Below are 20,407 nucleotides of genomic sequence, written 5' to 3'. Positions count from 1 at the left end.
AAAATAACCATTTATAACTATATCGAGATAATATAAATGAAAGTAACACGACAGCAATATAATATATAGACTCACTAATCGTTAATATATCAGAGACATTATTGATTACATCTTTCTGTTCAGTAACAATCAAATGGTATACTAAATAATGGTTAATTAAAACGAATAATATAACAATACTGGTCAGCAATAAACCATATTGTTGCAAAATTTTTTTCATCCTCATATTTACTCAATCACCTATAATCCTCTTCACAATATACTTAATTGCTCTTGCTGGTCCAATAAAGATGTATTTCATCGCCCCCTTGATTCCACCAATCTGGTTAAAATCTACAAAGGTATGAGGCTGTAAATCTTCTCGATTATTTAGTTGCTTGTTATCAATAAAAGCTGTTAGACCGAGTTGATTATAAGAAATCTTAAAGTCATACTGCTTGTCCCAAGCAATATAAACCAAAAGTCTTTCTATCGCATGAAGAATGGAATTTTGTGGAAGTGGTTCACTCGGAACATCCTCCTCCGTCAAGTTTAAATCAAATAAAGGAGACAAGGCATCATATTTAAACCAAACAAAGGTTCCATAGCTCATGACAAAGGTATTCATTTGCTTAAAGTCAACTTCTTTTTGACAATTCATGTGCTCCCACAGTTTATTCATCTCAGGAGAAATCAGAGCTTCATTCCAGGCTACTACAATCCTGTTAAAGCGGAAGAAGCTAGGAATGTCAGCTATGACCAGCCCTAAGCGATCATCTTGTCCTAATTGACTAACTATCTGGTCTGCTGGATGAACAAGCATGTTAATTAGCTCTTTACGCCAACTTTCTCCAGCCCAATAATCAGCTTCTTTGGATTTTTTTGTATGAAAATGCCCAATATAGTCATACTGAGATAGATGTCTCTTTAATTTGAGCATAGGAAGAACATCTCGCCCAACATTTCCTGTTACAAAAACTTCTGCTTTTGCTTGTTTTTCCTCTAAAATACCAAGTATCTCGTTCTTTTTCTTTTCGCTATCTGTTGTAATGAATAAGTCATAAGAGAAATGGAAAGATTCAAATGCATGAAGGAATTCAGCTAGTAAATCCACATAAAAAACATGAAGGTGGACAGCTATTTTCTTATCAGGTAGAGAAATTGGAAGAGACAAATCTAAAATTTTCCTTCCAAGCAAGTAAGGATAGTCAGGCAAATCAATACGAGACATATGTTTGACAATTAAATCAACAGGATAGTCCGTTGTATTTTCAATGTCGTTTAAAATATAAGGTGTTAATCCTTCATTTGCTGCTATTGTTTTTACTTTGATAAACGGCACTCTATTTTTTAGGATAGAGGTTGGATTATAGTAAGAAAAATCCGGATAGAGCATACCTGAAGCATCTGCCTGAATTGTATTAAAAACGGTCTGATAATGAAAACCTGCCTGAACTAAATTGGTTGTAACCTGGGTTTCATAATGATCTATGACATCTTGAACTTCTGTAAAATCCTGAATGTTTTGCCAGAATAGTTGAAAGGCTTCTGAATTGACTACATTTTGCTTAAAAGATAGATAATAACTTTGGATATGCTCGTTAAAATCTTTGTCTTTACGATAATTCGTCATTCCCCAGAAATCAACGTTTCTATCACTTTCAAAATCCTGGTAAATAGGCTCCAAATCCCACAGAGGTCCAAAACATGTGTCATTCATTAAAGTGACTGAATCATAGCATTTTAATTCTTCAAAGCCGACCTTTTTCATTCCATCTCGCCAAGCAGCAAAATCAAAACCGATGTTCTTTCTCAAAAGAACTTCATCAACTAGTTCTTTCTTCAGTTCATCTTCCTGATCTTGGCTTATTTTGCTGTTTGAAATGAAAATCACCTTCCTAAAGAGAGGACGCATTTTTTCAAGCTGATAAAGTACATGTTCACTAAACTGATTGAATTTATTAAAGTGAACATATAAAAGTAATCGTTCCATTTTATTTCCTTATTCTTAAGAATTTCAAGATCTTTGTTGGGATTGTCCAACGTCTTGAATTTATAACAGTCTTGTAAGCTTTTTTCGTAGCCTCTAATTCATCTTCAAGCTCTTCAATCTTATTGCTACTATCCAACATTTCCGCTGTAAATACTTTTCCGATGTAATCAGGAGCATACGCATCATCCATAGAAATCATCTTATAGCTCAATTGATAGATCGCTTCTCCTTCAACTTCATAAATCAACTGCGGGTCAGGTTCGTTAAAGAGATACAAGTCATCAATAATGACACCGTTCGTATAGATAGGAAAGGAGACATTCCCATCAGGCCCTCTCAATTCTACTTCAGAATAGTAACTTGGACGTTCCGAAAGATCTACACGAATGACAGAAGCTCCTTTAGGAATTTCAAAACTTATGCTATCTTCTTTTTGAAGTAGTTTAGTAAAGGTACGATCTTCTGAGTAAGCATTCTCCTCATTGCCAAAATAAACTGTAACAGACTCCATCCCAATATGAGACAGAGAATCCATAGGCTTGGATAGACGAATTTCGTAAGTATTATTTCGTTCAAGAAGAATCTTAGTCATCTCTTTAAAATTTGCGTTGGGATATTTATCAAGATAATCTAGTTGTGTTTCTAACAACTTTTGAAAACGACGTTCTAATTTTCTAAAATCACAAGGCCGCGAATCCGAACCTTGATTAATTGTATACGCAACCATCGCTTCATCTAGGAAAGCTAAAGAAGTACGTTGAAAGAGCTCCATTTGCAGATTAAAGGTGTCATCTGATGTAGTCAAATCCAACTCTTGATTCACTTCTAACATTAGATCCCTATCAACCAACCAGGTGGATGCCATAGTAAAACCCCGAGTGGCAAGCATTTTTTCATAGGTATCTGCAAGAAGGATTGTTTTATTGGCAAATCCTGCCTTCGAAACAAGATCTCCCTTTTCATTATAGATATCAAAATCTGTATTAGACCATTTACAATCAGGCTTGCTCTTTAATAAGTCTACTTGCTTCTGAAGTTTTAGAGGATCCAACCAGAAATCATCTCCGTCACAGCGCGCTATATAGTTCCCTCGCGCTTCTCTACAAATGGAAACCCATGTTTTAGCAATTCCTTGATTTTCATCCTGGTAAAAGGCACGAATCAAATCAGGGAAATTAGCTTGATAATCTTGTATAATTCGGCGAGATCCATCACTTGAGGCATCATCCACCAAAATAATCTCAAAAGCGAAATTTGTTTTCTGAGCTAAAAAACTATCAATAGTTTTTTTCAACCACGGTTCTTTGTTAAAAACAGTACAAATAATTGAAACAAAAGGTATCATGTCCATATCTCCCTCAGTCTAATCCATCATTGACCAGGTTCCATTGCGCTGGATTAAGCCACTTGCTGAATCCATTGCTGATTTATCATCTAAAGCTATATCATCTCGATTGATAAAGATCAGTGGGGTTTGCGTAGCATCTGAAAAAGCCAGCATTTGCCCTTCAGCATCCCGTACTGTCACTTCTAATTTCATTTTCAAGTCATTCACCGTTGGAAGGGAACAAGTGTAGTGAACCGTTTTATGACCAACCCCACTCATCAGCTGATCCATAGAATTATCATTGTAGATCCAAATATTCCGATCGATATCTGTTAAAGAAAGAGCAATATAAGTTTGAATATCCTCTCGAACATCAAAGTCAATCTGGAACTGAATTGGATCTTGTGGGCGTAACTTATTCGAACTTATCAACTGTAATTGAAAGTTTTCAACCAAAACTTGTTCATCCGAAGAAGCTTGTACATCTCCAGTCACTTCTCCTCCGTGTTGCAAAGGTGCTGTATTATCAAAACTATACTGGTTGGCTACATTTTCTGGACTACCAATTGCCTTTACCAAACCATTTTCAATCAAAACAGCCTTGTTACAATACTTCTTGACAGCTCCCATATCATGGGTGACAAGGATAGTGGTCTTCCCTGACTTTTTTCGTTCTTGGAAGTAATCATTACACTTACGCTGGAAGGCCTCGTCTCCTACTGCGAGAACCTCATCCAAAATCAAAATATCACCTTGGGCCTTTATCGCAACCGAAAAGGCAAGACGAACCTGCATCCCAGATGAATAGTTCTTGAGCTTTTGGTTCATAAATTCATGCAATTCAGCAAAGTCTACGATGTCATCATACATGGCATCAATTTCAGCTGTTGAGAAGCCGAGCATGGCACCATTCATGTAGACATTTTCACGACCCGTCAGTTCGGGGTTAAAACCGACTCCTAGCTCAATGAAAGAAACTAACTTTCCATCGATTGTGACAGAACCTTTTTCAGGAACGTAGATTTCAGAAATAATTTTTAAGAGAGTAGACTTCCCTGAACCATTTCGACCCAAGATTCCAAAAAAGTCTCCTTTTTCTACTTCAAAGGAAATATCATTAAGAACGTGCTGTTCTTTATAGCCTTTAATTCCTTTAAAGCGATTGACCATAGCAGTACGAAGACTGTTAGTTGCCTCAGTTGGTAACTTAAAGTACTTGCTGACATGGTCTACTTTTACTGCAATTTGTTTATCTGTCATTAGAGAATCTCCGCAAATTTCTTAGCATGTTTGTTAAAGTAAGCAAAGCCAGCTAGGAAAATAAGAATTGGCAATACATAAGGAATAAGAACCAAGAACTTATTTTCAACCAAAAGCCAGACTGGTGTATTGGCCTTATCAATCAAGAAATAACGCATGTCTTGGATAATCTGAGCCAGTGGATTCATCATAACTAATTTGGCAGCCCATGGATTGCGATCCGCAATAAATGTAATGGGATAAATAATTGGTGTCGCATATAAGCCGGCTTGCAGCACTACTTCCCAAATTTGAGATAAATCACGGAAGCGGACAAAGAAAGTTGATAAGATCAAAGCACAACCTGTTGCCATCAAAAACAACTCAAAAAAGAGAGGGATTACCATCAAAGCCGACCAACTGAAGGTCACTCCATTAAAAAGTGAAAAAAATAAGACCACGACTAAATTGATGGAAAAGTTAATGGCAGCACCTGAAATAGCTGACAAAACAATAATATGCTTTGAAAAGTTTAGCTTACGCAAAAGATCGCCCCTACTAACAACTGATACCATCCCCATAGAAGTTGCTTCTGAGAAAAATCCCCAAATAACGTTGGCTAATAACAAAGCAACTGGGAAATGAGGAACATCTCCACCTAAGCGTAAGAAACGGATGAAGACGATATACATAATACTAAAGGTCATCAATGGCTTCAAAATCGACCAGAGATAGCCAACTAAGGATCCTTGATAACGTAATTTGAAGTCTGTTTTAACCAATTCTCTCAAGAGAATCCAGTTTTTTTGGCTAAAATAATCTAGCATGCATATTACTCCTTATAAGCAAATTTTGTGAGAATAAGTGTCGTGAAAACCAAAGTATGAAAGGCACGATTTTTTCTGTAGCCATACTTTCGAATACGTCGCAGTCGCTCTACAAAAGGAACTTCCATGATTGTCACAAAATTTTCAATAATTTCTCTATTTTCAGTTGTCAGAGGCTGGCTGAGAAGGTTGCGAGCCTGTGTCTGACTGTCTTTTATCAATTTCCAATATTTAGCAAATAGACGGCTAGGATGAATCCAGTTCTTCATTCGCTTGCGTAAAGTCCGGGCTCCTAACACATTATTGGAATGTTGGCGGTAGAGTTCACCTGGCTGATCTAGATAAACGAGTTTCCCAAAGGCCGAAGCCAACAAGCCCAGATACCAATCGTGCATAAGCAGTTCATGCTCCTCCTGCCCTGTCCACAAATCAGCCAGAGCGCGGTTGATCATCGAAACGCCACCTGTCACCGTATTTTCCGTCAATTCTTGAATCAATTCTGTATTGGCATGGTCAGACTGCGTCCGAATCATACTTTCGTGAACAACATTTAGCTCCTGATCTACTACTTTTAAATCCGTATAAACCAGCAAAGGTACGGAAGCATCATAGTTTTCTGCTGTCGCCAACTGAATCGCCAACTTATCTGGCAACCAGACATCATCCTGATCGCTAAAAAAGTAAAAATCCGAATCCTGATATTTAAGCAAGCTATGAAAACTCTTAATGACACCCAAATTTTGAGCTTCTTCTGGATTGATAAAGCAAATCCGGCTATCTTGACGACAAAAATCCTCAATAATCGCTCGCGTCCCATCACTAGAGCCATCATCTCGAATCAAAAGCTGCCAGTCCCTATAAGTTTGGGCTTGAATGCTTTCAATCTGCTCTGCCAAAAACTTCTCACCATTATAGGTCGACAGAAGAATGGTCACTTTCATGATAAAAATAGCTCCTCGTATTCACCCACAATTTTTTCCCAGGTGTAGTTTTCTTTCATATTTTCTTTGGCCGCCTGACCTAGCTCCGTAGAATCTGTTTGAGCATCTACTCGGTCAATCAGCTGAGCCAACTGCCCCTCTTCTTTTTGCCAATACAAAGCTGTTTCTTGGGCTACTTGATGGTTGAAGTCCACGTCCAAAACCAAATTGGCATCAGTCTGAGCCAGAGCTTCCAGAAGTCCAGGATTAGTTCCACCGACTTCGTGTCCATGCAAATAGGCAAAGGCTTGATTACGGATATATTTGAGTAGTTCCTGATCATAGACTGTCCCGACAAACTTAATCCGAGAATCCTTATCAAAACCCGTTTTCTGCTTAAGCTCTTCATAATAAGGATTTCCCTCATGATTGCAGATAATCAGCAAGTCACGTTGGGTTTTGGATTTCATAAATTCCTGAATGATGGTCTCGTAGTTGTTTTCTGGCACAAAACGTCCAACAATCAAATAATATTCCTTTTCTCTGCTCTGCCATTTCTCAAAAAAATCACGCACGCGAGCATCCTGAGAGTCAAGAGAAGATAGCTGGAGGTCTGTCCCATAGGCAATGAAAGACGTCTTAGACCAAGGATAGGACTGTTTTATATAGCTTTCAATGCCTTGGTTGTCCGCAATGACCAGATCAGCATGCTTGGTCATAACCTTCTCAGAATATTTAAGATAGGATTGAACTGGCTTAGGCCACTTAGCTCGCTTCCATTCCAGACCATCTGGATTGATAAAGAAAGTCCCGCCTACTTTATGAATTTTATGAGCAAAAGGTGCCACAAATGCCCCAATCGTATTACCCAAAATATAAAAAATTGGACGCTCAATCTGCTGCTCTTGCACTAACTTTAAAGAATAATTGATGGCCATCATATCATAGGCAATCACCCGAGCTGGCCCCAACTGAGGAGCCTTAATTGTGAAGCAATCCACTCCCTTGTAATCAAAATGATGAAAAGCTTCATCATCCGACAAACAAGCCACATGATACTGAATTTGGGAAGAAACCTTATTTTCAACTAATTTTTCAACAAAAGTTTCAAATCCGCCATATTTAGCAGGAAGTCCGCGACTTCCGATGATGAAGACATGTCTCATGCTTTTCCTCAATTCAAAGATTTACAATCTAATCTATTATATCATTTTCTTGGTGATTTGTGGAACTTTCAACTAGGCTTAATAAAGTGGTGAAGCCTTAAATAGACTAGTTCGAAGCGAACTAGTCTATCAACGCCCTATTTCCTTACTTCCTGCTTGTAAAACTCTTTCAAAGCATCCTGCCAAGTTGGAATGACAAAGCCTGTAGCCTTGGCCTTGGCCAGACTCATAGTTGAGTTGAAAGGTCGCTTAGCCTTAGCTGGGAATTTGCTAGAATCAACTGGCTGGACTTCCACATCCGTATCTTTGAGAATTTCCACTGCAAAGTCATACCAAGTTGTATCCTCTGCCGCGTCATTAGACAGATGGTAATAACCAAATTCCTTTTGATTTTCAGCCAGATAGGTCATAAACTCAGCCAGCGTACGAGTCCAGGTCGGACGGCCATGCTGGTCATTAACTACTGTCAGAGTTTTATGTGTCTTAGCAAGATTTTGCATGGTAAAGACAAAGTTTTTACCGTAGTTCCCAAAGACCCAAGCAGTACGGATAATGTAGAAACGGCTGGAATATTTCTCAACCAGCTCCTCACCCATGCGCTTGGTACGGCCATACTCGGTCTGCGGATCTGGTCGATCGTCTACTTCCCACTCCTCTCCGACAGGCTTTTGTCCGTCAAAGACATAGTCTGTTGAGATGTAGACCATGGTCGCCCCGTGCGCTTCTGCTGCTTTTGCCACATTTTCGGTTCCGGTCACATTGATGGCATAGTCCAGCTCTTTTCCTTCGTCCTCAGCCGCATCAACTGCAGTATAAGCTGCGCAGTGATAAACCAAGCTTGGCTTGACTTCCGCAAAGACCTTGTCTACCATTTGGGCATTGGTAATATCCATTTCTGCCACATCAACAGCTACATACTCCTCATTGCGTTCATCCAAAAGATAGCGAAGCTCTGTACCCAACTGTCCATTCGCACCTGTAATTAAAATCATTTGTTTTTCCTTTCAGATCATAAATATTCGATGAATTTATTATACCAAAAAAAGCAGAAAAAATCTGCTTCTTTACTTACTCTTCTCCTTAATCACATAAACAGGGCGTTTCTTGGTTTCCATGAAGATTTTGCCGATGTATTTACCTAGGATACCGATGGTCAGCAACTGGAAGCCGCCGATGAGTAAAATGACAGTCATGAGGGACGGCCAGCCCGATGTTGGGTCCCCAAAAACCAAGGTACGGATAATAATAACCGCCATCAGGATAAAGGCTAAAATCCAAGACAGGATACCTCCTAAAAATGCAATGTTGAGCGGCGCATCAGAGAAATTGACGATGCCTTCCAAAGAATAGTTGAACAGAGACCAGAAATTCCAAGAGGTCTTACCAGCCACTCGTTCGACATTTTTGTATTCCAAGTACTCGGTATTGAAGCCAACCCAGGCAAAAATTCCCTTGGAGAAGCGATTGTACTCTGAAACTTCCAGAATGGCTTCTACCATCTGGCGGCGCATCAGTCGGAAGTCACGCGCACCATCTACCATCTCTACCTGACTAATCTTGTTAATCAGCTTATAGAACAAATTGGCAAAAAAGCTTCGGATTGGCGGCTCTCCCTCGCGAGTAGTCCGACGAGTCCCCACACAGTCCAGCTCAGGATTCGAGTCCAGCATGGCCTTCATCTCAATCAGGAGCTCGGGCGGATCCTGCAAATCCACATCCATGACTGTCACCAAATCCCCGCTCGCCTCTTGCAAACCAGCATAGAGGGCTGCTTCTTTTCCGAAATTACGAGAAAAGGACAGATAGTGCACATCTGGACAGCGACTGCTGAGCTCACGCAAAACAGCCAAGGTTTGGTCTGTCGATCCGTCATTGACAAAAATATATTCAAACTGGTCACGGATTTGATATTTCACCGCTTCCATGGCTTCATGAAACAGAGGAATAGACTCTTCTTCATTGAAGCACGGAACGATTATTGATATTATCATGATTGCTCCTTTAAGAGTTCATTGTAGGATGAATTGCTATTATATAAAACAACCCATCCTCTTATATTATAGTAGATAGTAAAATAAAAGAGAAGCAAATATCCAGATAGAAAATCATATCAAGTAATGTCTTCAAATAACAATTATCAATTTTCATATTACAGTCATATTATAAAAGTATATGATCTAACTTCGTATAACCTTAATAAGTAGGATTAAAAATCTAAAACAAGCGATTCTTTCCGTAGTCAATATAGTCTAACTAACAACAAGCATTAATATTTCTAAGAAAACAAAAGCGATTGTTAAGGAAAAGGAGATAATAATCGAATAAACTACACAAAAATTAGGCAGATATTATAAACACAAAAGGAAAGTAAATATGAATAGCCAGAAATTCATTTGACAATGATCAGAAAAACAGGCCAATATAACTAGTCCTATATTAGATATAATATTGAACGATTGTGGTCAGAAGAGTCACCATTATAAATAATATTGCTATAAAGAATAAAGAATCTTCAACCTTTTCTTTTTTACATTCTTTTATAGAAAGGTTGTTGTCTTGAATCATTAGCTGAGCAGAAATATTTACAGCCAGTGCAAGCAATACAATGACACCTGAAAAGTACCTTCCTTGTATTCCTTTAATAGACATATCCGTTATTTCTCCCCACATTAAATACGCAGTCATTAGAATTCCAAAGATAATACCTAATGAAACAAAACAGACACCCAGTTTACTAATCTTATTCATTTTAGGTGCTTTCGGAGAAATTAAAATCGCGATACTTATAAAAACTAAATAAAGCCAAATAAAAGCTTTTACATCATACGAAAGCCAACCGAAAGTAAAAAGAGACTGGAGTTTAAAAGGAATAAAGTTTACACCTTCTTTTACCATCATTCGAACAAACTCAGGCATATTCTCAATTGTATACTTTATTTTCTCTAGTGGATTTATATGGGGATTTACATTAATAACATTTAAGTTTAGAGAGCTGGTTATTTTTAACCATAGTAAACTACACAAAGCCGCCGTTCCTATCAATAATGCTACAGTTAAATACTTCTTCTGAGACATCTTCTCTTTAGGAATGAATAAAAGTAAGCCAATTAATAACACATACGGCAATTTAGATAAGGCTATTAATACAGATAAGAGGAAATAAATAAATAAATCTTTATAGCTAACCTTATCCTTATCTAAGAAGGAATAAAACAGGCCAATTGCTAAAAATATAAGACCATTTGCCACTGCATCCTGATTAAAGGAAGCAGCAATATATATATTGATTGGTACTATTGCTAATATACCAAAGATTTGTTGGCGCGGACCTGATTTTTTAACAGCTAATCTACATAGGAGAGCAAAGGCTAATAGATTAAAAAACCTACCAAGTAAAATGGATGCGGAAATACTTAAATGGAATACCTTGGCTATCAATATCCCAAAAGTTTGTGGTATATAACTGGCAAAGGAATAACCATTTGTATTAGCTAAATTATTATACTGAACTTTTTTTGAAGACACTTCTTTTCTTCCCAAATCAGTATTCACTAAAGGTTTTTTGAAAAATTTTTCAACATCAGAAATATCTGACGAAACTAATAAATCCTGTTTATTGCTAGGTAAATAAAGATGCCCTTCACTAATGTACAAGGCTCTTGAATAATGAAAATTTTCGTCTGGCGAATCCATTACAGGAGTAAAAAAACAAAAGAAAGATCCTGTCAGTATTATAATCGAGAAAACCTTGTTATACACTTTCCCCTTTATAAATAATAGAGCACTTAAAGAAAGCCCCAGCAATAGAAAAGTTTTCTTTGGAAGAAATGCTAAATGTCCATCTAAGTATACATAAGTTATAATCAACGTTACCCAAATAGTAATTAAATAATATTTCTTTTCATACAGTTCTTTAAGAAAAGAATGTGAAAATTTAGATGATCTTTTTTCCATCACTATTTTCCCTTGTCTAGTTCTTCAAACAGCTGATACCATTGATTTAAAATTATATCCTCTGAATAATAATCGATAATATGTTTCTTTCCCTTAAGGGCAAGTTCTTCCAATTGATGAGGATTTTGTAGATAAAATTTCATTTTATCAGCTAACTCTTCAATAGAATTGTTTACTAATAGTTCTGAAGTTGCCGATTGAATCTCCTCAACTCCTTGACTACAATTATAGGTTATTGCCGGAGTTCCAGCTACGATAGATTCAACAACAGACATTGGAAAAGCTTCAGATTTTGAAGTTAACAGAGTAAAGTATGATTTTTGATAAACTTCTAAAACCTTACTCGTTCTTCCTTTCAGTTTAACAAACTCTTCTAAAGAAAGTGATTTGATTAAAGATTCTAACTTCTGTCTCTCACCCCCCTCACCGTAGATTTCCAAAGTGATATCAGGAAAATATTGTTGAATTTTAGAAAAAGCTAAAATAATATGATCAATCTGCTTAACTGGATCCAGGCGTCCAACAAATGAAATAATCGATTTATTAAAACTAGTTCCACTGTTAGAAATATTTATATAACGGGGTAAAGGATTTGCAATTGCTCCCAGTTTCTTTAAAGGTATTTGATAGACTTCACTAATCTTCTTAGAATAATCGTCTGATAGAAAGAGAATCTTATCTAGTTTCGGATACTTATTTTTAATTATATAAGGGTAAATAGAATAAAGGCCCTTTGAATCAAAAACAAAATCAGCAGAACTATGCATTTGTCCAATGAATATAACTGTATTAGAGTATAATTTTATCACTCTCTCCATCAATAAGTAAACAATTGGATTTGCAAGAATAACTATTGGATTTTTAGCCTTTTCTAAGACTTGAATCAAATTTTTCTCTAATTTTTTAGTAATAAATTTTTCTTGAAAAAAAATCCAAGGTTTTTGAAAGAAGATATCTTGAGGATATAATAAGATTTCTTCATAATTTTTTGGTATTTTCTGATAACTTTCACCAGATTGAACACCACAACCAAAGACTGTTACTCTATTACCTGAACTTGCAAAACTTTCTGCCAGCTGATCTACAACTCTTTGTACACCTCCCAACCCTCCAAGGTGATGGGTTACAAAAATAATGTCTCTATTCATTTTCCATTCTCTTTCTATGTATAGTAATCAGATACATTGCCCCGTTTCCCATAACATAAACTAACATAACAATAAAAAAACTAATCGCGGCACCAAGCATACCTTTTTGATAAATAAATGGTTCTGTGATCAATTTAGTAAGTATCAAAAGAACAATATACAAGCCAACTAAAAGATGCTGTTTACGTATAATCGTTAAAATATTCTCAAAAACAATTGCTAAAGCATATAAAACTCCTGAGAATATCAGAATAGTAAAAGAAAATACATATTTGTTTAAATCCACGCCAAATATTAGACTAAGTACTGGCACACCAAATAAATAGGCTATAAATGTGACGAACAAACCACCTAAAGATAGGAATCCTAATAATCTTTTTATAATTAATGAGAATTCTTTATATTCTTTTTTATTCCATAAAATGGCTAATTTTGTAATAAGGGGTCTAACAATTAAAATAATAAGACTCATAAAGAACACAGGCATAAACAGAATATTAAAATCACGTTGCATGCCAGTTTGTAAAAAGCCCTGATTAAGACCTTTTTCAATGATTATTTTAGGCTCATTTAAAATATATAACAAAATAAATCCATTTACAAATAGTGGCCAACAAGCTAACAATATATCCTTTATATCTTTTTTATAGCGAGTAGACAACAATTCTCGGACTTGAATTTTTTCGAAATATGCTACAAAACGCATCTCGTAGGAAAAAATGAGTAGCCCATTCCACAGAACTAAAGAAAGCAAAGCAAGCAGAACAGACTCTGATAATAGCAACGTTATTAGTAATACTAAAACACTCGTAGAATATCGCACAAACATTGTTTTACCAGCAATGTCCATACGCTCTCTTTGCTGAAACAATCCTTGAAATAGATCTGATACTGCATCCCACATGCGATAAAGAATCATAAGAAAGGTTAATAGAAGAGTTTCTAATGAATAACGGCCTTCACCAATTATATATAAATATGGAAACAAGGTGAGGATCATCATCGTAATTGTGAGGATGCGCGTCTGAAAATAACCTATAAAAGTATGCCGCTGCTTTACATCTGTTCCTTGATAATTCCGAACTTGAAATAAACCGATAACTATCCACAGTGTTCCGATGGAATTAGCTAGGCTAAATTGATCTGCTACTTTAGCAGAACTCAATCTTGTGATAATTAAAAGATATAATACTGATACCCCAGATGCTGCTAGATTTCCCAACAAATTCCAAAAATATATTTCTTTATCCGAGGGATTAGTTCGTATCTTCATCTTTATTCCTCAATGCAATTATCTGTACTAGATTTTTAAACTTTGTATCTAATTTTGATAACTTTAAAGTTAGTTGAAACTGATTAATCAACAATAAAAAAATGATAAATAAAAAGATAAAGTTAACGGCTGAAACTATTCCTAAAGCATTCGCAATTTTTTCTGCTAATTTTGGGAAAATACTGAAGACTAATAAAACTATTGAGAAAAATATCCAAAATAAGGCATCATTAATTTGAACTTGTGATTTTCTGATACTACGTAAAATGAAACTACATGTCAAAATAGATACAACCGTTAATACAACTTGAAACCAAATCGTCATTCTTTTAGCCTCTCTTTCTAAAGTTTTGGATAATCAAAATAGATGCAAACATATGTGTCATATACTGAATAGAGCGCGAAAGCGTCAGATAACTTTCACCTGCTTGACGCTCTTCCATCCGTACCTGAGCTTCTGCGACCTTTACTCCATGACGAATTAAATAGGAAACTGTATCTGGTTCTGGCCCATAATTGATATTAAGTGCAAATTCTTTGATCAAATTCTCAGAAAACATCCGCATCCCTGATGTAGGATCATTAATCGTTTTACCTGTTGTTAATTTAATTGCTCCGCTAATCAACGTATTCCCTAACATTCTGAGAGAATTTTCTCGTTTTTCTGTAACAAAACGAGAACCAATCACCATTTCATACCCCGAATCAATCATTTCTTCTAAAACAGATATATATTCAGGTAAGTGTTGGCCATCGGCATCAAACTGCACTGCTTTTTTATATCCTTTTTCATAAGCATATCGAAGCCCCGTCTGAAAAGCTCCTGCCAACCCCAAATTTACTGGTAAATCAACAATATTATAGCCTTTAGCATGAGAAATTACTGATGTTTGATCTTTTGAACCGTCATTAATAATAACATAGTCATATTGAGAATAATTTTGAATAATATTATCTACAACACTAACAATTGATGCTTCCTCATTATAGGCTGGAATAATAATTAACAAATCTGAAGATTTCACTGATTTGATCTCTCCTTAAAATAGTTTACTCCTATTATACAATATATAGGCCTCATTTTCTACTGTGTAAATGATTATAATAGGCTCAAGCATAAAACAATTTAGAATACTCAAAGACTGAGATTTCTTTATATCTAACTTTTATAAGCCAAAATAAGATAAAAATACGAATAAACTCAGATTAGTGTTCACTAATTCCGAGAATTTATTCGCATTTATCTGTCAATATAGAAGAAACTAGATTTTCACTTAAAACACCCTAGTCATCAAAACCATTCGGATGCTTACTCTGCCAACGCCAAGCATCTTGACACATTCGTTCAATATCAAACTTAGCTTCCCATCCTAGTTCATCTTTAGCTTTTTTTGAATCTGCATAGCAAGAAGCTATATCTCCCGCACGCCGTTCTGTAATCTCATACGGAATTTTCTTTCCAACTGCTTTTTCCATATTTTTTATAATTTCTAGAACAGAGTAACCTTTTCCTGTTCCGAGATTATAAATATTCAGTCCAGACTTACCTTCTAGCTTCTGAAGCGCAGCAACATGCCCTCTTGCCAAATCTACAACATGAATATAATCTCTAACGCCTGTTCCATCAACTGTAGGATAGTCATTACCGAATACTCGTACTGATGTCAATTTTCCTACCGCAACTTGAGTTACATAAGGAAGAAGGTTATTTGGGATTCCATTCGGATTTTCCCCTAAATCTCCGCTTTCATGTGCACCAATAGGGTTAAAATAACGAAGAATCACCACATTCCAACTCATATCGGCTTTATAAATATCTGTCAAAATTTCTTCTGTCATTAATTTTGTTCGGCCATATGGATTTGTAACTGAAAGTGGAAAATCTTCTAAAATTGGAACTGTGTGAGGATCCCCATACACAGTTGCTGAAGAGCTAAAAATAATGTTTTTACAATTAACCTCTTCCATCACTTTTAAAAGCGTCAAAACACCTGTGATATTATTCTTATAATACGCAAGAGGTATTTGCGTAGATTCCCCTACTGCCTTTAATGCAGCAAAATGAATGACCCCCGTAGGTTTTTCTTTCGTAAAAATTTCAAACAGTTTTTCCTCATCACAGACATCTGCTATATAAAATGGAATGTTTTGCCCAACAATTTTTTCAACAATTTCAATACTTTTTTTGTTGCTATTGATTAAATTATCAACTACTACTACTTCATGACCAGCATTAACTAGTTCAATAACAGTATGAGTACCTATAAAACCGGCCCCACCTGTAACTAAAATTTTATGTCTCATTTAAATCAACCCTCACTAATTAAAATATACTGACATTATCTCACAAAAAATCATTATATTCAAAAAAAAAATAGAATATTTAAAAATTCAATTTCTAAATATTCTAAATTATAGCTATTATTTGTTAAATAGATTCCAAAGCGATTCTCAAATCCTCTATCAAGTCATCCACGTTTTCCAAGCCGATAGAGAGTCGGATTTGATTTGGTGTAATGCCTGCTGCCAGCTGAGCCTCTGGAGACATCTGTCCGTGAGTTGTCGTAGCTGGATGGACAACCAAGGACTTAGCATCTGCTACATTGGCCAAGTCAGAGAAAATCTCCAGACTGTCAATAATCTTACGAGCTTCTTTCTCCCCACCTTTGACATTAAAGGTAAAGATAGAGCCCACGCCTTTAGGGAAATATTTTTCTGCCAAAGCATGATAAGGACTGTCAGCAAGCTTGGGATAATTGACCTGCTCAACCTTAGGATGCCCTGCTAGGAAATCTACAATCTTCTCGGCATTAGACACATGGCGCTCTACGCGCAAAGAGAGAGTTTCTAACCCTTGCAGGAAGAGAAAGGCATTGAAGGGAGACATGGCAGCGCCTGTATCGCGCAAGAGCTGAGTCCGGACAGCAGTGACAAAAGCTGCCGCTCCGACATCGCGCGTATAACTGATATCATGATAACTCGGGTCTGGATCAACAAACTGCGGAAACTTGCCAGAAGCTTCCCAATCGAAACGACCGCTGTCCACAATCACACCTCCGATGCTAGTTCCATGACCGCCAATAAACTTAGTAGCAGAATGAACTGCAATGTCCACTCCATGAGAAAAAACATTGATCAGATAAGGTGTAGCAAAGGTATTGTCAGAAATCAGCGGAATTTTATGAGCATGAACCAGCTCAGCTAGAGTATCAAAGTCAGGAATATTAATCAGCGGATTACCCAAACTTTCAATCAAAACCAACTTTGTATTGTCCTGAATGGCTGCTTCTACTTCAGCCAGATTTTCAATATCCACAAAAGTCGTGGTAATGCCATAGCGAGGCAGGGTTTCCTTGAGCAGATTAAAGGTACCACCGTAGATGGTAGAGGCTGCTACTACGTGGTCGCCAGCATGGGCCAAAGCTAGAATGGTGTAGGTAACAGCTGCCATACCAGAAGCTGTTGCTAGAGATCCAACCCCACCCTCCAAAGCCGCAATCCGCTCTTCAAAAGCAGACAGGGTCGGATTGGTAATCCGAGTGTAGATATTGCCCGGTTTGCGTAGGGCAAAAAGATCTTCTCCCTCCTGAGTATCGTCAAACACATAGGAAGTTGTCTGGTAAATAGGCAGAGCCCGCGACTTAGTTGTCGGGTCAACTGTCTGTCCGGCATGAAGCTGCAGAGTTTCAAATTTGAATTCACGTGTCATAAGGTCACCTCACTATAGTTATGTGATAAGTCTACCACTAAACGGCTCGCTTGACTAATAGAATTTCCTTATCAAAAGAAATAAAGAGAAGCTATATCTTATAGCTTCTCAGATATAATCTCAAAAGTCGCTTGATTACTTTGCCAGTACAGCTGCGACGAAACTTTGTCTAACGCTATCCACTGAGCTCCCACATGCTCATCAGAAATCCGGATTTCCTTCTGTTCTGTCAGAACTAGAAAGAGATTTTTGTGGATGGTCAGATTTTCATCAATCTTTACTGTGAAATTTCCAAGACCTGTCAGGTTTGAACGATGTAAGAGCAAGCCAGTCTCTTCTTTTATTTCACGAAGGCAGGCTTCTTCTGGACTCTCGCCGCTCTCAATCCCACCCGTAATGGGCTGCCAAAAGGAGACTTTCTCATCCTCAACTTTCAAGAGCAAGATTTCTCGCTCCTCTGGATGATAGATCCAGGCTTCAATTGACTGTCTTATCATGATTTTTTCTCAATTGGCGCTATGCTGGCCAGTACTTTCTTCAGCCCAACTTCTGGGAAATTAATTTTAAGCTCTTGGCTGTTTCCACTCCCGGAGACTGCCAGAACTGTACCATCGCCCCATTTTTTATGGTGGGCAATATCCCCGATAGCCCAAGCAACTTCTGGTTTAGATGGCTGGCTCTGACTGTTCTTTCCAAAAGGCAGACTGTTTGTAGAAATCGAACTAGGAGCCGCTTGACGTTTCCGCTCTTGTAGCGCTTGAGCCAGACTCATGCCCTGACCAAATTTGCTAGTATCGCTATTGGTATAACTAACCTTAAAAGAGCTGTTTGCCGGTCGAGCCAGTCCCTGATAGTCTAGCAAGTCTGAGCTGATTTCTCTCAAGAAGCGGGTCGGCTGGTTGTAGTTGGTACGACCGTAAAGTAGGCGGGAATTGGCATTGGTCAGATAGAGAATCTTTTCTGCTCGGGTGATACCGACATAGGCCAGACGCCGCTCCTCTTCCAGCTCATCCTCATCTTCAGAGGCTCGGCTCAGAGGAAAGACATTTTCCTCCATACCGACTAGAAAGACGACTGGAAACTCTAGTCCCTTGGCCGCATGGAGGGTCATCAGAGTCACTTCCGAACTCTCCTGATCTCCGTCATCTGTGTCTGCGATCAAGGCTAGGTCATTGAGAAAACGGCTGAGCTTATCCAGACCCGTCTCATCAGCAGGATTGTCTGGATTTTCATCAAAGTTCTTGGTCACAGACAAGAATTCTTCAATATTTTCAATCCGAGCTTGGCTTTCCAAGGTTGCCTGAGCTGCCAAAGCGGCAGAGTAACCTGTCTTTTTCAGAACAAGCTCGACTAGCTCAGTCACACTATAGTCATCCAAACGATCCCGCAAGTCGAGTATCAAATTGGCAAACTCATATACCGCCTGAGCCGCCTTGCCCTTGACTGGCGAAAGCATGATATTGGCTGACGCATCCAGCAAAGAAATTTCTTGACTAGCCGCAAAATTCCGAATCTTGTCTACCGTTCCCGGTCCGACACCACGTTTGGGCTCATTGACCACGCGCTCATAGCTGATATTGTCGCTAGGATTGGCGATGAGATTGAGGTAAGAAATAACATCACGGATTTCTTTACGGCTGTAAAACTTAGTGCCGCCCACCATGGTGTAGGGAATATTGGCCTTGAGCAGGGCTTCCTCCACCGTCCGTGACTGGGCATTGGTCCGGTAAAGAACTGCAAAATCCTTATGACTGTAACCTTCTCGGCTCAGCTGATCAATAGTCCGAGCGACAAAGAGAGCCTCGTCCTGCTCATCATTAGCCCGATAGTAGACAATTTCCTCACCGTCTTCGTTTTGAGTCCAGAGATTCTTAGGACGGCGGTTGCGGTTGTTTCGGATGACTTCATTAGCCGCCCGAAGAATGGTCTTGGTGGAACGATAATTTTCCTCAAGGAGAACTACCTTAGCTTCTGGATAATCCTTTTCAAAGTCCAAGATATTCTGCATATCGGCTCCCCGCCAGCCATAGATAGACTGGTCAGCATCTCCGACCACGCAGATATTCTTAAAGCGGGAAGCCAAGAGTTTGACTAGTTGGTACTGAGCATGGTTGGTATCCTGATACTCGTCTACATGGATGTACTGGTAACGTTGCTGGTAATAGGTCAGGACATCTGGATTTTGGTCAAAAAGCCGCAAGGTCAGCATAATCAAATCGTCAAAGTCCATGGCCTCAGACTGGCGCAATTCCTTTTGATAGGCCGTGTAGCACTTGGCCACAATCTCCGTATACATATCACCAGCTAGATTCACATAGGCCACCTCGTCAATCAGGTCATTCTTAGCATTGGAAATAGTACCCAGAATGGCGCGCTCATTCCACTTTTTAGGATCTAGATTGAGGTTTTTGAGAATCCGTTTCATCAGTGTTCGCTGCTCACCCGGATCAACGATCGTAAAGTTGCGATTGTAGCCAATATGGTCAGCTTCTCGCCGCAGAATACGCACACACATGGAGTGGAAGGTAGCGATTAAGCAATCTTGGGTGGCTGGATTGAGCGCTGCTGCCCGCTCTTTCATCTCCCGCGCCGCCTTATTGGTAAAGGTAATGGCTAGGATATTCCAAGGATTGATCATCTTCTCGTCAATCAAATAGGCAATGCGATGGGTCAGGACTCGAGTCTTTCCCGAACCAGCTCCCGCCATAATCAACAAGGGGCCTTCTGTCGTCTGGACCGCTTCGGCCTGACGGTCATTCATACCGTTTAATAAGGGATTCATCTTCTATCCTTTCAATGTAAAATCAAACTGAAAATCAATGCTTCCATTATATCAAAATTCGAGCGAATTTGTTATCGAAAAGGCAACTGT

The 20,407-nt window shown here is 38.2% G+C and carries 18 protein-coding genes; all 18 read right to left on the bottom strand.

Translation table 11 applies throughout. From position 1 onward, the window contains the following. Nucleotides 1-220, bottom strand: a 220-nt coding sequence (locus tag FZ941_RS10665; protein ID WP_222861810.1) for a hypothetical protein, incomplete at its 3' end; no start/stop codon positions are given. 12 nt (nucleotides 221-232) lie between these two features. Continuing rightward, nucleotides 233-1,972 carry a rhamnan synthesis F family protein gene (locus tag FZ941_RS08795; RefSeq protein WP_148887593.1) on the bottom strand — a complete coding sequence of 580 codons (1,740 nt, stop codon included), beginning with the start codon at nucleotides 1,970-1,972 and terminating at the stop codon, nucleotides 233-235. 1 nt (nucleotide 1,973) lies between these two features. Further along, a complete protein-coding gene (locus FZ941_RS08790; RefSeq protein ID WP_148887592.1) occupies nucleotides 1,974-3,323 on the bottom strand; it encodes a glycosyltransferase family 2 protein in 1,350 nt (449 codons plus the stop codon). Between the two features lie 12 nt (nucleotides 3,324-3,335). Next, entirely contained in the window at nucleotides 3,336-4,559 is a 1,224-nt protein-coding gene (locus FZ941_RS08785) for an ABC transporter ATP-binding protein (protein ID WP_148887591.1), read from the bottom strand. Further along, nucleotides 4,559-5,365, bottom strand: a complete 807-nt coding sequence (locus FZ941_RS08780; protein ID WP_148887590.1) for an ABC transporter permease — start codon at nucleotides 5,363-5,365, stop codon at nucleotides 4,559-4,561. Before FZ941_RS08780 ends, FZ941_RS08785 begins: the two co-directional genes overlap by 1 nt. Before the next feature lie 5 nt (nucleotides 5,366-5,370). Beyond that, the gene (locus FZ941_RS08775) at nucleotides 5,371-6,306 is read right to left on the bottom strand and encodes a glycosyltransferase family 2 protein (protein WP_148887589.1); all 936 of its coding nucleotides are present in this window, start codon (nucleotides 6,304-6,306) and stop codon (nucleotides 5,371-5,373) included. Further along, on the bottom strand, nucleotides 6,303-7,451 hold the full coding sequence (gene cps2T, locus FZ941_RS08770; RefSeq protein ID WP_148887588.1) for a beta 1-4 rhamnosyltransferase Cps2T: 1,149 nt from the start codon (nucleotides 7,449-7,451) through the stop codon (nucleotides 6,303-6,305). The genes FZ941_RS08775 and cps2T overlap by 4 nt, the downstream gene beginning before the upstream one ends. A gap of 137 nt (nucleotides 7,452-7,588) precedes the next feature. Further along, nucleotides 7,589-8,443 carry a dTDP-4-dehydrorhamnose reductase gene (gene rfbD / locus FZ941_RS08765; RefSeq protein ID WP_148887587.1) on the bottom strand — a complete coding sequence of 285 codons (855 nt, stop codon included), beginning with the start codon at nucleotides 8,441-8,443 and terminating at the stop codon, nucleotides 7,589-7,591. Nucleotides 8,444-8,515: 72 nt separating this feature from the next. Continuing rightward, complete coding sequence (locus FZ941_RS08760; protein ID WP_148887586.1) at nucleotides 8,516-9,442, bottom strand: glycosyltransferase family 2 protein; 927 nt, start codon at nucleotides 9,440-9,442, stop codon at nucleotides 8,516-8,518. 445 nt (nucleotides 9,443-9,887) lie between these two features. Next, a complete protein-coding gene (locus FZ941_RS08755; protein ID WP_148887585.1) occupies nucleotides 9,888-11,405 on the bottom strand; it encodes a DUF2142 domain-containing protein in 1,518 nt (505 codons plus the stop codon). Between the two features lie 2 nt (nucleotides 11,406-11,407). Beyond that, entirely contained in the window at nucleotides 11,408-12,553 is a 1,146-nt protein-coding gene (locus FZ941_RS08750; RefSeq protein WP_148887584.1) for a glycosyltransferase, read from the bottom strand. Beyond that, a complete protein-coding gene (locus FZ941_RS08745; RefSeq protein WP_148887583.1) occupies nucleotides 12,546-13,826 on the bottom strand; it encodes a lipopolysaccharide biosynthesis protein in 1,281 nt (426 codons plus the stop codon). Before FZ941_RS08745 ends, FZ941_RS08750 begins: the two co-directional genes overlap by 8 nt. Continuing rightward, entirely contained in the window at nucleotides 13,810-14,151 is a 342-nt protein-coding gene (locus FZ941_RS08740; RefSeq protein ID WP_148887582.1) for a DUF2304 domain-containing protein, read from the bottom strand. The genes FZ941_RS08745 and FZ941_RS08740 overlap by 17 nt, the downstream gene beginning before the upstream one ends. Nucleotides 14,152-14,155: 4 nt before the next feature. Further along, nucleotides 14,156-14,851: a glycosyltransferase family 2 protein gene (locus FZ941_RS08735; RefSeq protein WP_125390639.1), complete on the bottom strand. Its 696-nt coding sequence runs from the start codon at nucleotides 14,849-14,851 to the stop codon at nucleotides 14,156-14,158. A 259-nt stretch (nucleotides 14,852-15,110) separates the two neighbouring features. Beyond that, nucleotides 15,111-16,130: a UDP-glucose 4-epimerase GalE gene (gene galE / locus FZ941_RS08730; RefSeq protein ID WP_148887581.1), complete on the bottom strand. Its 1,020-nt coding sequence runs from the start codon at nucleotides 16,128-16,130 to the stop codon at nucleotides 15,111-15,113. Between the two features lie 124 nt (nucleotides 16,131-16,254). Then, nucleotides 16,255-17,535, bottom strand: a complete 1,281-nt coding sequence (locus tag FZ941_RS08725) for an O-acetylhomoserine aminocarboxypropyltransferase/cysteine synthase family protein (protein ID WP_148887580.1) — start codon at nucleotides 17,533-17,535, stop codon at nucleotides 16,255-16,257. 98 nt (nucleotides 17,536-17,633) lie between these two features. Beyond that, a complete protein-coding gene (locus FZ941_RS08720) occupies nucleotides 17,634-18,032 on the bottom strand; it encodes an NUDIX pyrophosphatase (RefSeq protein ID WP_148887579.1) in 399 nt (132 codons plus the stop codon). Next, complete coding sequence (gene pcrA / locus FZ941_RS08715; RefSeq protein WP_148887578.1) at nucleotides 18,029-20,317, bottom strand: DNA helicase PcrA; 2,289 nt, start codon at nucleotides 20,315-20,317, stop codon at nucleotides 18,029-18,031. Before pcrA ends, FZ941_RS08720 begins: the two co-directional genes overlap by 4 nt. Nucleotides 20,318-20,407: the final 90 nt, after the last annotated feature.

This window comes from Streptococcus sp. Marseille-P6264, from assembly GCF_902460355.1.
Lineage (GTDB): Bacteria > Bacillota > Bacilli > Lactobacillales > Streptococcaceae > Streptococcus.
This window is presented reverse-complemented; position numbering and strand designations above follow the sequence as displayed.

Excerpts from the sequence above, each read along its gene's own strand:
- FZ941_RS08795 (WP_148887593.1), bottom strand. The coding sequence starts at position 1,972 with ATGGAACGATTACTTTTATATGTTCACTTTAATAAATTCAATCAGTTT.
- rfbD (WP_148887587.1), bottom strand. The coding sequence starts at position 8,443 with ATGATTTTAATTACAGGTGCGAATGGACAGTTGGGTACAGAGCTTCGC.
- FZ941_RS08725 (WP_148887580.1), bottom strand. The coding sequence starts at position 17,535 with ATGACACGTGAATTCAAATTTGAAACTCTGCAGCTTCATGCCGGACAG.
- FZ941_RS08775 (WP_148887589.1), bottom strand. The coding sequence starts at position 6,306 with ATGAAAGTGACCATTCTTCTGTCGACCTATAATGGTGAGAAGTTTTTG.
- FZ941_RS08785 (WP_148887591.1), bottom strand. The coding sequence starts at position 4,559 with ATGACAGATAAACAAATTGCAGTAAAAGTAGACCATGTCAGCAAGTAC.
- cps2T (WP_148887588.1), bottom strand. The coding sequence starts at position 7,451 with ATGAGACATGTCTTCATCATCGGAAGTCGCGGACTTCCTGCTAAATAT.
- FZ941_RS08755 (WP_148887585.1), bottom strand. The coding sequence starts at position 11,405 with ATGGAAAAAAGATCATCTAAATTTTCACATTCTTTTCTTAAAGAACTG.
- FZ941_RS08780 (WP_148887590.1), bottom strand. The coding sequence starts at position 5,365 with ATGCTAGATTATTTTAGCCAAAAAAACTGGATTCTCTTGAGAGAATTG.
- FZ941_RS08745 (WP_148887583.1), bottom strand. The coding sequence starts at position 13,826 with ATGAAGATACGAACTAATCCCTCGGATAAAGAAATATATTTTTGGAAT.
- FZ941_RS08740 (WP_148887582.1), bottom strand. The coding sequence starts at position 14,151 with ATGACGATTTGGTTTCAAGTTGTATTAACGGTTGTATCTATTTTGACA.
- FZ941_RS08760 (WP_148887586.1), bottom strand. The coding sequence starts at position 9,442 with ATGATAATATCAATAATCGTTCCGTGCTTCAATGAAGAAGAGTCTATT.
- FZ941_RS08790 (WP_148887592.1), bottom strand. The coding sequence starts at position 3,323 with ATGGACATGATACCTTTTGTTTCAATTATTTGTACTGTTTTTAACAAA.
- pcrA (WP_148887578.1), bottom strand. The coding sequence starts at position 20,317 with ATGAATCCCTTATTAAACGGTATGAATGACCGTCAGGCCGAAGCGGTC.
- FZ941_RS08750 (WP_148887584.1), bottom strand. The coding sequence starts at position 12,553 with ATGAATAGAGACATTATTTTTGTAACCCATCACCTTGGAGGGTTGGGA.
- galE (WP_148887581.1), bottom strand. The coding sequence starts at position 16,130 with ATGAGACATAAAATTTTAGTTACAGGTGGGGCCGGTTTTATAGGTACT.
- FZ941_RS08720 (WP_148887579.1), bottom strand. The coding sequence starts at position 18,032 with ATGATAAGACAGTCAATTGAAGCCTGGATCTATCATCCAGAGGAGCGA.